The sequence below is a fragment of the Rhizobium brockwellii genome, from assembly GCF_000769405.2.
In the GTDB taxonomy this organism is placed as follows: domain Bacteria; phylum Pseudomonadota; class Alphaproteobacteria; order Rhizobiales; family Rhizobiaceae; genus Rhizobium; species Rhizobium brockwellii.
In genome coordinates this window covers 58,654-70,258 of record NZ_CP053440.1, presented here as the reverse complement: position 1 = coordinate 70,258, position 11,605 = coordinate 58,654, and the positions used below count along the sequence as shown (strand labels likewise).

Sequence of the window (11,605 nt, the reverse complement as noted above, 5' to 3'; positions counted from 1 at the left end):
TCCAGCGTTCTCTCATTCGGCCGCAAGCGGCATGGGCAGATGAATATAGTCGTAACCGAGCAACTGTTTTTCGGGCGGCTGCGGGAAGGTCAGCTTGCTGTGGGCAAGGTTCGAACGCACAAGCGCAGCGGCAACGGAAACGGCGGCAGGGATAGGGTCGATGACAGGCACGTCGATCCCGTGCGCCAGAAGCCCCTCGCGCAGGGCGAAGGCGCAACCCATCAGGCCGGTGCAGCCGAAAACGAGCGCTTCGGCGCCATCTTCCTCGACGGCCCGGATGCCTTCCTTGATCAGCATCGCCTTCGTCCGGTCGAGGTCTTCCTCGAGTTCCAGAACGGGAATATCGACGCTGCGCACCGAGGCAAGCTTGGTCGAAAGGCCGGCGACTGCCGCGGTGTTTTCGAAGGATGCCCGCAGCCGGCGCATGACGGTGAGGACGGAAAATCGATGGCCGAGCATCGCCGCAAGATGCATGCCGGTCTCGCAGGGTCCGAGCACCGGGATTGTCACGGCTTCCCGCGACGGCCTGAGACCCGGATCGCCCATGCAGTCGATGATGACGGCATGGACGCCTTCATTCTGCGCCTTGATCGCTTCGGCGATCGTTCCCGGCACCGACAGGGCAGCCTCGAATTCGCTCTCGATCGATCCCGGTCCGGCCGTAATCTGCGCGTGGCTGACCTTGATGCCGGGATATTCCAACGCCCGGAGATCGGCGACTTTGCGAAATCCTTTGGTGACGATCGGTGACACCACGCGAATTTCTACGACGCTATCCTGCACGGCCGGCCTCCTTGATGCGCAATTCGCTCTGGGCAATTCATGGGCTTACGGTGCCGCAGTCCGCCCCGGCTTGGAAGTTCGGAAATGAGTAGGTGCGGAAGTGATTCGGATGGGTCATCGGCCGGTACGGATGGCAGCGAACCAATCCGAATGGATAGGGTGCTCTAGAAAAAATGATTTTAAAACAAATACTTCTCGACCCACCGATTCCAGAAGCATCGCATTCCAGTGTGAAAATCTGCCGCCATCAGGGGGTTTGACGAGGCCGAGCAGACGAATAACCCTGCATCGACGACAGCAGATTCAAGACCGCCTGCTCATCACGGGGGAATCGTGCCATGCCTTCGGCCAAAGCCGCGCCTTCCGCATCATCCTTCCAGAACCGCGCCAGAACGGCGTGGCGCCTGTTTGCGAATTTCGCCTATGACTATCGCCGTTTCCGCCGCGCCTCCTTCATCGATGGCGCACAGTCGCGCGAAAACCGGCGGGCACATATCCATCTCCTGGCGCATATGCTGGAATACGGAATGTCCCTTTCCAATCCGCGCAATGGCTTCGGCATGGACAAGGTGCGACTGTTGGCGGCGGAGACGCGCGGCTATATCGAGCAGCACGGCCGCGACGCCTCGGCCGATATCGGCCTTTCCGTGCTCTCGGCCTATGTCGCCTTCAATGCGGAGCAGGGCGATGTCAGCGAGGCACAGGCACTGCTGGACGATCTGCTCGTCGTCGCCGGCGCCGGGCACAATATCCGGCCCGGCGGCAGCGAAGCGGTCAGTGCAGCCGAGATCGTCAGGCACGCGCGGATGGATTTTGTCTCCTTCATGGAGGCACGCCACAGCGTGCGCCAGTATGACGGCAACAGGACAGTCGCGTTCGAGAAGATCGAAAGAGCCATCCGTGCGGCCCAACAATCGCCTTCGAGCTGCAACCGGCAGACATGCCGCGTCTACGCCTTCACCGAGAAGCCGTCGATCGCCCGCGTTCTCGCCCATCATGATGGCAATCGCGGCTTCGGCGAGCAGCTCGGCGGCGTATTCGTCGTGACGGTCGACCTGTCGCACTGGAATACGGTCGGCGAACGAAACCAGGGATGGGTGGACGGCGGCATGTTCGCCATGACGCTGGCGCTTGGCCTCCACGCGGAGGGACTGGGCGCCTGCATGCTGAACTGGAGTGCGGCGCGCGAGCAGGATATCAAGATGCGGACCTGCGTCGGCATCCCCGACAACGAAATCATCATCACGCTGATCGGTTTCGGTGAGATGCGCGAGGATTTTCGCGTGCCGGTATCGGCCCGAAAGCCGATCGACATGGTCCTGACGCACGAACCACCGCTCCGGTAGGCGTCAATCGTCGAGCGATCGGCGGCGCTCGACACCCTCGGCAAGATCGCGTTGAGACCCAACGTCAGGACGAGGAGCCTGATGAAATGGCTGCGCTTGCTCCAAGAGAAGCGGTTAGCCGGCAGCTTTATCATTGGCAGGCTGTCTGGTTGGAGCGGGTCATGACATCATCGATCGATTTCGATTGCCGAAGCTGCGGAGGCTGCTGCTCCTTTTCGCCGACCTGGCCCAGATTTTCCACCGAAACAGACGCTGCTCTCGCTTTGCTGCCGGCGCATTTCGTGGCCGCGAACCAGCAAGGAATGCGTTGCGACGGTGCGCGCTGCTCCGCACTGATCGGTCGCGTCGGTTCAGAGACATCCTGTCAAGTGTACGATCTTCGGTCTGACGTCTGCCGCGCCTGCGTCCCAGGGGACGGCGCTTGCTTGACCGCGCGTGCGTTCTTCGGGATCGGTCAGCCAAGTTTGCATCCTGATCACATCGATGCACGTTTGCCAATCAACCGAGATGAGTAGCTCGGCCCCCGCGCCAATGTTGACTGTGACCACGATTGCGTCCTAGACGCTGCACTCTGAAACCGGCTGTGGCGGTTCAGCACCCGCGGTAACACCCCAACCTTCGGCGCAGGCGCTACCGTCTGTAGATTTTCGAGGGTTTTGCTTCCACCTCGACCCCGCGGTGGCGTCACCGGTTCACATCCCTTCAAGAGCACTAAACGGGCGGGGCCTCGGCTGAGTCGTACCGGTTTACAACGATTGCTTCGAGTCTTTCTCGCAACACCTGAGCGGGAACTGTAATCTTGGACGGATTTGGCTGGATTAGAGCGATTCAGTTACGGTATCCGTAGGACTGCGAAGCGATTTGCGCGAGCGGGACAGCTGGAGACAGCACGTCCGCATCTCCTAAAGCAGGACCTTGATGAACGCGGATATGATAGCCGCCTGGGCGGTGGAAAATGGATTCCATGCGATGGATTCCGGGAATTATCGTCGCCATGACAATGCAGGCGTGATCACGATCGAGATAAAGAGGATGTCATTCCTCCTCATCGATGAGAGGCAAGGATTGCGACCGCGCCTCATATCGCGGTTGTTCAAAGACATATCCCTCACAGGCGGGAACGGTCGCTTGCAGGGTCTTCTTCTTGACCGCAATCCCAATCATTGAGCGCTCACGCTATCCCCCAGCCCAGCCAATTCAGGTGGCGGATCGTGGCTGACGCCGATGAGCACCGTCGCAAACGTTCAACACTTTCAATATTTCTTCTTGCGAACGATCTTGTTGCCGCGGGGCCCGCTCACGACCGGTGTTCGGTCGCGGTTTTCTGCAAGCAGGTTCCGCCAGCGTTCCAGGCGATCGGCGACCAGGGCACCGCTTGCGACAGCTGCCTGGACCGCGCACCCAGGTTCATGGGCATGGGTGCAATCGCGAAAGCGGCAAAGCGGCGCCAGTTCAGTTATTTCAGCAAAGAGGGTGTCTATACCGTCGGCACCATCACTCACGTAAAGCGTTCTTATTCCCGGCGTATCGATGACCCAGCCGCCGCCTGAAATTGCATGCAGGGATCGCGCCGTGGTGGTGTGTCGGCCCTGCGCGTCATATTCGCGGATGGTGCCTGTCTTTTGCTGTGTGTCAGATTCAGGCCCGGTCATGGTGTTCACCAGCGTTGATTTTCCGACACCAGAAGATCCCACCAGCGCAACCGTCTCGCCAACGCCGCACCAGGGCCTTAACAGGGAAATGGCGTCCGCGGAGCGCCCATTCAAGGCAATGACAGGCAGGTTGCGCTGTAAAGCCTCGGCTTGCGCCTGGAATATGCCGGCATCTTCCGCGGTGTCAGCCTTCGTCAGCACAATCACCGGATTGCTCCCGGCCTGGTTGGCCATGATCAGGTAACGTTCCAGCCGAGCAAGATTAAAATCGGCATTGCACGAGGTCACGATCAACAGGGTGTCGATGTTGGCGGCAACAAGTTGCTGGCCACGCCCGCCTTCCGGGCGTCGTTGAAAGACGCTTTTTCGATCGAGACGTCTGATAAGCATGTCAGTCAGTGCATCGGCAAGAACCCAGTCGCCCACCGCGTAATCACCAGTACTGGTATTGGATGGAAATTCGAGTCCGACCGGCCCGGTGACATCGATTGCCTCGATGCGTGCCCGGTGAACTGAAGCGATGCGTCGGGGGATCAAATCCGCTTCGCTGGGCTGGACCTGGTCCGCGAAGAATTCAGACCACCCAAGCAGTTCCAATGGTGAAGAAAGTTGGGAGCTGGTCAAATCTTGTTCCACTTTCAGTAAGGCTGCCATAAAGGGTTTTTAAATGATCTTCCGTGGCGTTTCGCCTAGCTGCGTGGATGATCTTGGCAACGAGGTTGCGTAAGCGGCAGCTTCGCCGGGGTAGGGGAAATCGTCCCCGAGCTGACGGTCGCCATCGTAGACTTTGAAGGCAGGCCCCTCAACTTCAACGATCTTATAGCCGTTCACGTATTCGAACTTCGGTGTTTTCCAGCCCATCAAAAGCTCTCCTGTCGGGTCCGAGGGTTGTCTCTGAAGATGGTGCCAAGACCTCATACTCGGCGGTCTATGACCTATCAGGTGCTTCACGATTAGCCAACGCCCGTTCGATCCCGTTCAGACCACCGTTCGTCTGAAATTCGACAAGGAGCCACCGCCAAGCTGTTTTACAGGTGATCAATGGGGCACGATGGCGAGGGCGATCGCCCAATCGACGTGGTCGAGCCCGCCGGCCCAGATAGCTTTGCCGTCAACGAACTCGGCGGAAAGCAAGTGGCCTCGGCCCTGCGCCCGGATTTGTCCCGACCAGAACGCGCGACCGATCTTCAATCTCGCAAGGCGATCTATTTCGACCAGCAGAGCCGGCCGTATTACTTAGGGAGAGCACCAAGCACGCCGCTACGACGTGCTCGTTTGGGCTTTTCGCTAAACCAATCGCGCGGCCGGAAAACGGCAGCACGGTCCGTTACCCGTTGACGCTCCGAGCAGTCGCAGCGCTACCGCCGCCGGCAGCCCGGCGCGAAGCAAGCGCCTTGGCCGAAAAGAGCGCGTAAATGATCAGCGGAAGGCAAACGAGATAGGATGTCCGGATGCCAGCATGTTCGGCAATGAAACCGAGCAGCGGCGGCGCCAGGAAAAAGACGACAAAGCTCATTTGGCCGAGGGCGGCGACGTTGAGATACGCCGCGCGATCTGTGCGTTGGGCCGCGGCCGAGACAGCGAGAGGATAGACCGCGCTGCAGCCGGCGCCCATCAAGGCAAAGCCCGCCAGCGCGACATAGGGATGCGGCGCCCCCGACACGGCGCAGATGCCGATGGCCGAAAGAACAAGCAACATCGTGGCGACGGCCCGCGCGCCAAACCGATCGACCAGCGGATCGACGAACAGGCGCGCCAGCGCCATGCAGAAGGTAAAGAGCGTCAATCCCAGTCCGCCAATGAAGGGCTCGACCGAAAACACATCGCGCATATAGATCGCCGACCAGTCGATCCCGGCGCCTTCGACGAGAAAGGCCGCGATGCCGATCACGCAGAGCGGCATTAGGCCCCAGGTGGGAAGCGCTACCAGCGGTGCCTTGCCTTCATGCAACGCGATCCGCGCCGGTGCATTCCGCATGCCGGAAATCGCCCAGATGCCGATGACAAGAACCGTGACAAAGGTCGCGGCGAGATGGACTTCCATCGAAATGCCGGCCTGGCGGACGACCGAGGAGACAAGCGCTGTGACGAAGAAGCCGAGGCTCCAGAAACCATGCGCCCTGTTCATCACCCCGCGTCCTAGCTGCGCTTCGATGCGGTCGATCTCAACATTGAGATTGATCTCCAGCGCCCCGGCGAGCAGCCCCTCGACGAAGAGCACACAGAACACGACCGGCGCCGCACCGATCCACGGCACCAGCGACAGGAGCGCAGACGTGCCGAGAACAGTAATGAATGCCGTCGTACGCGCGCCGAGCCGGGCGATCAAGGGCGAAGATAAAGTCAACGAAATCAAGGCGCCGATCGCAGCCCCTATCAGCGTCAACCCAAGCTCGGACTTGTTGACGCCAAGTGCAACCTGCAAATCCGGCATCCTCGACAACAGCGCCCCCAGCGAAACAGCGAAGAGAAAGAAGCAGACATAGATCCGCTGCTGCGGCGCGATTTTCATGATGCAACTCCGAGGATTGACGCGTCGAAGCAAAACACGCGCGTATGGACCGGGGATGTCTATCTCACAGGGTCTAAGATCGAAACTAGTTTCTGAGGGAATGCGTCGGAGAAGGTGATCTTAGGGACCGGCGCGATTTGCCTAGCCGCGGTGACGTGGCTTGCCGTTTGATCAAGCTTGCAAGCTTGCCGCCGCGATTTCGAACGCGAGCTTCGTACCGCTTGAGAGCAAGAACCATGTGCTCGTGCCGGACGAGGCCTGCGTGCAACGTGTTTCAAGCCGAACTTGCTGCCTTCCTCGGGCAGGATCGGTCGATGCAACCGCGCGCGGTTCGTGGGGCTATCTCACATCAAGCCTCCCAACATCTCCTTTGGTCCAAACCAGGTGCGTCGCTTTTCGCCGATAGAGAATGAGGAACTAGTTTGACAAACTTTGCCAATTTCAGTTAGCTTGTGCGCAGTATGGAGGCTCGAATGGCTACTATGAACGTATCTTTACCAGACCCAATGAAAGATTGGGTCGAGGCTCAAGCGAGGACCGGGCGATATTCCAATGCCAGTGACTATGTGCGCGACTTGATTCGCAGGGACCAAGCACGCAGTGATAAGATTGCTGCCATGCAGCGCTTTGTCGACGACGGTCTCAAAAGTGGTGTTGGCGGTCGTTCGAAGGACGAACTCTTTGCAGCGGCAGTCGCGCGCGCGGAACCTACCCGCGGCAGCAGATAATGCGTTTTAGCCTTTCTGTCGAAGCGGAAGAGGACATTATTGCAATCGCCGAGCAAAGTGTCCGCATTTTCGGATCCGCACAGGCTAGGAGGTATCATGACGAGCTGTTCGCGGTGCTTGACCTGATCGCCGCGAATCCGCGAATGGCGCGTGAGCGAGATAATTTCGCCGCACGTTAGGATCCATCCGTTCAAAGCGCATCTCGTTGTCTACCGGATCGAAGAGAACGGAGCCATTTTCGTGATCCGAATACGCCATGGACATGAAGACTGGGCCGGCGATCCTGGTTAGGCCTCGCCGCTTGAGAGCAAAAGCACAGTTGCATCGGGTTCATGTAGCCAGGAATGTACCGCGTCTCAAATGAGCTGGCATCCATAAATCATTGTTATCCCACGTGATTGGGACAACGGGTCTGCGCTCGGTTTCCTTCTATGCGAGGCCCCTCGAAAAGTTAAGGGTCTCGGCGATAGCTCGCAAATCCAAAAGCCAGGCAGTATCCATCTCACCCTCTCACTTACGGCATCAATTGAAGCCGAAACGGCATTGGACCGTCAATCGCTTGTTCGCGAATGTTGAGGAACGCCGTTGTTGGAGACGACGGCAATGGGAGGAAGAAATGAAGTCACCATCGATCTCGGTCACCTCGCAGGCTTCGTTACCCTTGCTGCCACGCTGCCCAGCTTTCATGCCATTCCCACCGCAGGTCTCATCCTCCTGCTCGGCGTCGATCGCTTCATGAAACTCATCGGCAACGGGGTTGAAACAATAGCCATCGCCAAGTGGGAAGGGGCTTTTGACCGGGCCGCCGTCGACGCCGTCATCGCCGAACAAGCGGGGAGGTTCCCCACCGGATCACTGTTGTCGCTCACGAAGCCCAGCACTAGCCAGACATCCAAATGTTCAGAAACCGGAGAGCAAAATGCGTATCTTAGACGTCTGCGAAGTTACTAAGCCCATCGCGTCGCCCATCCGCAACGCCTATATCGACTTTTCGAAGATGACGGCTAGTCTCGTTGCTGTCGTGACCGATGTCGTCAGGGACGGCCGCCGTGTCGTTGGCTATGGCTTCAACTCGAACGGTCGTTATGGCCAGGGCGGCCTGATCCGCGAGCGGTTCAAGGACCGCATCCTGCAGGCAGACCCGAACAGCCTGATCAACGACGCCGGCACCAACCTCGATCCGCACAAGATCTGGTCGACCATGATGATGAATGAAAAGCCTGGCGGTCACGGCGAGCGCTCCGTGGCTGTCGGTACCATCGACATGGCCTTCTGGGATGCTGTTGCGAAGATCGAGGGCAAGCCCCTGTTCCGCATGCTGGCCGACATGAAGGGCCGCGAGGCGAACCCCAGGGTCTTCGTCTACGCCGCCGGCGGCTACTACTATCCCGGCAAGGACAACAGCGCGCTTCGCAAGGAGATGCGCGGCTATCTCGACCGCGGGTACAATGTCGTGAAGATGAAGATCGGTGGCGCCTCGATCGACGAGGACCGAGGCCGCATCGAATCCGTGCTGGAAGAAATCGGTTCCGAGGCGAAACTCGCGGTCGATGCGAACGGCCGCTTCGATTTGGAGACCGGTATCGCCTACGCCAAGATGCTGCGTGACTACCCGCTTTTCTGGTACGAGGAAATCGGCGATCCGCTCGACTACGCCTTGCAGGCGGCCATCTCCGAATTCTACGACGCTCCGATGGCAACCGGCGAGAACCTCTTCTCCCACCAGGATGCCCGCAACCTGCTTCGTTACGGCGGCATGCGCGCCGACCGCGACTTCCTGCAGTTCGACTGCGCCCTGTCCTACGGTCTCGTCGAATACCTCCGGACCCTCGACGTCCTGCGCCAGTTCGGTTGGTCGCCGTCCCGCTGCATCCCGCATGGCGGTCACCAGATGTCGCTCAACATCGCGGCCGGCCTCGGTCTCGGTGGCAATGAGAGCTATCCGGATCTCTTCCAGCCTTACGGCGGCTTCCCGGACGGCGTGAATGTCATCGACGGGCACATCACGATGCCGGAGTTGCCAGGCATAGGCTTCGAAGGCAAGTCTGACCTTATCAAGGTCATGCGCGAACTCGCCGAATAGTCGCGTGTTCCGGGGGACCAGGACGGTCGCGTGATCGCAATGAAAAACATAGTCTAACGAACTGCGGTTCGCCGAGCGCGCGTACGCCTGTACAAACACTTAGTTCCATAAGCTATCTTATGCGATATTTGTTTGTAAGGGCTATTTAGTAATGCGACAGTTGGGCCAGTTAGAGATGCGACAGTCTCGCCTCTCGACGTTCTGGTCAATGCCAACGTCGGGAGCAAGGATGACGACCTCCAGTCTGGTCGAGACCGTGAGCGGTCGGAGTCGTCATGTCCTTTATGATCACCATGTCGTAGAAAGAGTTGCAATGGATGTAGCCGGGGTGGGTTCTAGTTTGAAGCGCGACTTGCGATAGATAACAGCGATTGTCGCTCGCAAGGAAAGCACACGGATACTCTAGCTGACGCCGAGAAATTGCTTCAGCTCTGCCGTCTGCGGATTGGCGAAGACGTCCTCCGGCTGGCCTACTTCGTGGACACGGCCCTGATGCATGAAGACGACGCGGCTGCAGACGTCGCGGGCGAACTTCATCTCGTGGGTTACCATCAGGAGCGTCATTCCCTCGGCCGCAAGCTCGCGCACGACGGCCAGAACTTCGGCGACCAGTTCCGGATCGAGCGCGGAGGTAATCTCGTCGCAGAGAAGTGCGGTCGGCTGCATGGCGAGCGCGCGGGCGATGGCGACGCGCTGCTGCTGGCCGCCCGAGAGCTCGTCGGGATAGGCGTCGAACCTGTGGCCCAGCCCTACCCGCTCCAGCATCTTGCGGGCGGTAGCCTCGGCTTCGGCCTTCGGGGTCTTCTTGACCACGGTCTGCGACAGCATGACGTTGCCGCCGACGGTCAGGTGCGGGAAGAGGTTGAACTGCTGAAAGATCATGCCGACCTTGAGGCGCAATGCCTTCAGATGCACTTCGTCATCAAGGAGCTGCGCGCCGGCTACGGAGATGGAGCCGTCGGTGATGGTCTCCAGGCCGTTGATGCAGCGAAGCAGGGTCGATTTGCCTGAACCGCTCTTGCCGATAATAGCGATGACTTCGCCAGCCTCGACATCGAGATTGATGCCTTTCAGCACCTTGGTGGTGCCGAAGCTCTTGCGGACTTCAGTGATTTCGATGAGCGACATTGAGCTTCCTTTCCAGGATCTGGCTGCTTTTCGACAAAGGCCAGCAAAGGGCGAAGTAGATGAGGGCGACGAGCCCGTAGACGGTGAAGGGCTGGAAGGTGGCATTGGTGACCACCGTGCCGGCTTTCGACAATTCAACGAAACCGATGATCGAGGTCAGCGCCGTTCCCTTGACGATTTGAACGGAGAAGCCGACTGTGGGCGGTATGGCGACCCTCAGCGCCTGGGGCAAGATGACGTAACGCATCTGCTGCAACCGGCCCATGCCGAGGCTGGCGGAGGCTTCCCATTGACCCCTCGCGACCGCTTCGACGCAGCCTCGCCATATTTCGGCAAGGAAGGCGGCACTCCACAGGGTGAGCGCCAATCCCGCAGCAAGCCAGGCCGGCACATCTATCCCGAAGAGGCCGAGACCGAAAAATGCGATGAAGAGCTGCATCAGCAGCGGCGTGCCCTGGAAGAGCTCGATATAATATTTCGCGAGTGTCCTGAATGCCTTGCGCTTGCTGATACGCAGAAACAGCAGCCCCAGTCCGACCGCGCCGCCGCCGATGAACGAGACGAGCGAAAGCAGGATCGTCCAGCGGGTGGCGAGCAGCAGGTTGCGCAAAATGTCCCAGAGTGTGAACTCGATCATCGCGCCGCCCTCCTCGGGAAAATGAACCCGCCGACCACCGCCAGCACCTGCCGGAGCAGGATCGCCAGCACAAGATAGATGGCTGTCGAGACGATGTAGGCCTCGAAGGCGCGGAAGGTTCGCGATTGTATGAAATTCGCAGCAAAGGTCAGATCCTCGGCGGCGATCTGCGACACCACCGATGAGCCGAGCATGACGATGACGACTTGCGACGACAGCGCCGGCCAGATGCGCTGCAGCGACGGCACGAGAACGACATGCCGGAAGGTTTCGAAACGCGTCATGGCAAGGCTCTCGCCTGCCTCGAACTGACCCTTCGGAGTCGCCTGGATGCCAGCGCGGATAATCTCGCAGCTATAGGCGCCGAGGTTGACGACCATCGCGAGGTTGGCGGCCGTCAATTCGGAAAGCTTGAGGCCGAGCGACGGCAGACCGAAAAAGATGAAAAAGAGCTGGATCAGGAACGGCGTGTTGCGGATCAGTTCGATATAGGTCGCAACGACAGGCTTCAACCAGGCCGGGCCGAGCGCACGCACCCAGGCACAGAAGATGCCGAGCGAAATGCCGAGCACGCCGCCGATCGCGATAAGCTCCAGGGTGATCAGTATGCCCTTGATGATCTCAGGATAATATTCAAGCAGCCAGCCGAATTCGAAATGATAGCTCAAGGAATTGTCCCCTCTTCTGGCGACGGAGCGTCACGTCATCCCGCGCGCAGGCGCGGGATGACGTCCGT

General features: G+C 59.3%; 12 protein-coding genes and 3 pseudogenes. 8 read left to right on the top strand and 7 right to left on the bottom strand.

What is annotated here, in order from left to right; translation table 11 throughout:
• Positions 1 to 12: 12 nt before the first annotated feature.
• A complete protein-coding gene (locus tag RLCC275e_RS23960; protein ID WP_003562510.1) occupies positions 13 to 783 on the bottom strand; it encodes an aspartate/glutamate racemase family protein in 771 nt (256 codons plus the stop codon).
• A 338-nt stretch (positions 784 to 1,121) separates the two neighbouring features.
• Between RLCC275e_RS23960 and RLCC275e_RS23955 the strand changes: the two genes are divergently transcribed.
• The 3 genes from RLCC275e_RS23955 to RLCC275e_RS23950 all read left to right on the top strand — a co-directional run bounded on the left by RLCC275e_RS23955 (position 1,122) and on the right by RLCC275e_RS23950 (position 3,296).
• Positions 1,122 to 2,129, top strand: coding sequence for a nitroreductase family protein (locus RLCC275e_RS23955; protein ID WP_033183209.1), 1,008 nt, complete (start codon positions 1,122 to 1,124; stop codon positions 2,127 to 2,129).
• A gap of 161 nt (positions 2,130 to 2,290) precedes the next feature.
• Positions 2,291 to 2,644 carry a YkgJ family cysteine cluster protein gene (locus tag RLCC275e_RS34330; RefSeq protein ID WP_082229831.1) on the top strand — a complete coding sequence of 118 codons (354 nt, stop codon included), beginning with the start codon at positions 2,291 to 2,293 and terminating at the stop codon, positions 2,642 to 2,644.
• A gap of 403 nt (positions 2,645 to 3,047) precedes the next feature.
• On the top strand, positions 3,048 to 3,296 hold the full coding sequence (locus RLCC275e_RS23950) for a hypothetical protein (RefSeq protein WP_003562512.1): 249 nt from the start codon (positions 3,048 to 3,050) through the stop codon (positions 3,294 to 3,296).
• A gap of 86 nt (positions 3,297 to 3,382) precedes the next feature.
• Here the strand turns inward: RLCC275e_RS23950 and rsgA are convergent, their stop codons facing one another.
• The 3 genes from rsgA to RLCC275e_RS23935 form a co-directional block, all read right to left on the bottom strand.
• On the bottom strand, positions 3,383 to 4,435 hold the full coding sequence (gene rsgA / locus RLCC275e_RS23945) for a ribosome small subunit-dependent GTPase A (protein ID WP_033183210.1): 1,053 nt from the start codon (positions 4,433 to 4,435) through the stop codon (positions 3,383 to 3,385).
• A gap of 9 nt (positions 4,436 to 4,444) precedes the next feature.
• Entirely contained in the window at positions 4,445 to 4,642 is a 198-nt protein-coding gene (locus RLCC275e_RS23940; RefSeq protein ID WP_130679135.1) for a hypothetical protein, read from the bottom strand.
• A gap of 466 nt (positions 4,643 to 5,108) precedes the next feature.
• Positions 5,109 to 6,293 (bottom strand): MFS transporter, encoded by a 1,185-nt coding sequence (locus RLCC275e_RS23935; RefSeq protein WP_033183211.1) that lies wholly within the window; start codon positions 6,291 to 6,293, stop codon positions 5,109 to 5,111.
• Positions 6,294 to 6,453: 160 nt separating this feature from the next.
• On the opposite strand from RLCC275e_RS23935, the pseudogene RLCC275e_RS34700 reads away from it, so the two are divergent.
• The 5 genes and pseudogenes from RLCC275e_RS34700 to RLCC275e_RS23915 form a co-directional block, all read left to right on the top strand.
• Positions 6,454 to 6,634, top strand: a pseudogene (locus RLCC275e_RS34700) (alpha/beta fold hydrolase); the annotation flags it as partial.
• Between the two features lie 132 nt (positions 6,635 to 6,766).
• Positions 6,767 to 7,021, top strand: coding sequence for a type II toxin-antitoxin system ParD family antitoxin (locus RLCC275e_RS23930; RefSeq protein WP_033183212.1), 255 nt, complete (start codon positions 6,767 to 6,769; stop codon positions 7,019 to 7,021).
• Positions 7,021 to 7,312: pseudogene (locus tag RLCC275e_RS23925) on the top strand (type II toxin-antitoxin system RelE/ParE family toxin). The gene RLCC275e_RS23930 and the pseudogene RLCC275e_RS23925 overlap by 1 nt, the downstream one beginning before the upstream one ends.
• A gap of 354 nt (positions 7,313 to 7,666) precedes the next feature.
• Positions 7,667 to 7,972, top strand: a pseudogene (locus RLCC275e_RS34325) (hypothetical protein); the annotation flags it as partial.
• Positions 7,941 to 9,104 (top strand): mandelate racemase/muconate lactonizing enzyme family protein, encoded by a 1,164-nt coding sequence (locus RLCC275e_RS23915; protein WP_033183213.1) that lies wholly within the window; start codon positions 7,941 to 7,943, stop codon positions 9,102 to 9,104. The pseudogene RLCC275e_RS34325 and the gene RLCC275e_RS23915, both read left to right, overlap by 32 nt.
• 402 nt (positions 9,105 to 9,506) lie before the next feature.
• Here the strand turns inward: RLCC275e_RS23915 and RLCC275e_RS23910 are convergent, their stop codons facing one another.
• The 3 genes from RLCC275e_RS23910 to RLCC275e_RS23900 are packed head-to-tail and all read right to left on the bottom strand — an operon-like array spanning position 9,507 to position 11,537.
• Positions 9,507 to 10,232, bottom strand: a complete 726-nt coding sequence (locus RLCC275e_RS23910) for an amino acid ABC transporter ATP-binding protein (protein ID WP_033183214.1) — start codon at positions 10,230 to 10,232, stop codon at positions 9,507 to 9,509.
• The gene (locus RLCC275e_RS23905; protein ID WP_003562519.1) at positions 10,210 to 10,869 is read right to left on the bottom strand and encodes an amino acid ABC transporter permease; all 660 of its coding nucleotides are present in this window, start codon (positions 10,867 to 10,869) and stop codon (positions 10,210 to 10,212) included. The genes RLCC275e_RS23910 and RLCC275e_RS23905 overlap by 23 nt, the downstream gene beginning before the upstream one ends.
• Entirely contained in the window at positions 10,866 to 11,537 is a 672-nt protein-coding gene (locus tag RLCC275e_RS23900) for an amino acid ABC transporter permease (protein WP_033183215.1), read from the bottom strand. The genes RLCC275e_RS23905 and RLCC275e_RS23900 overlap by 4 nt, the downstream gene beginning before the upstream one ends.
• Between the last annotated feature and the right edge of the window lie 68 nt (positions 11,538 to 11,605).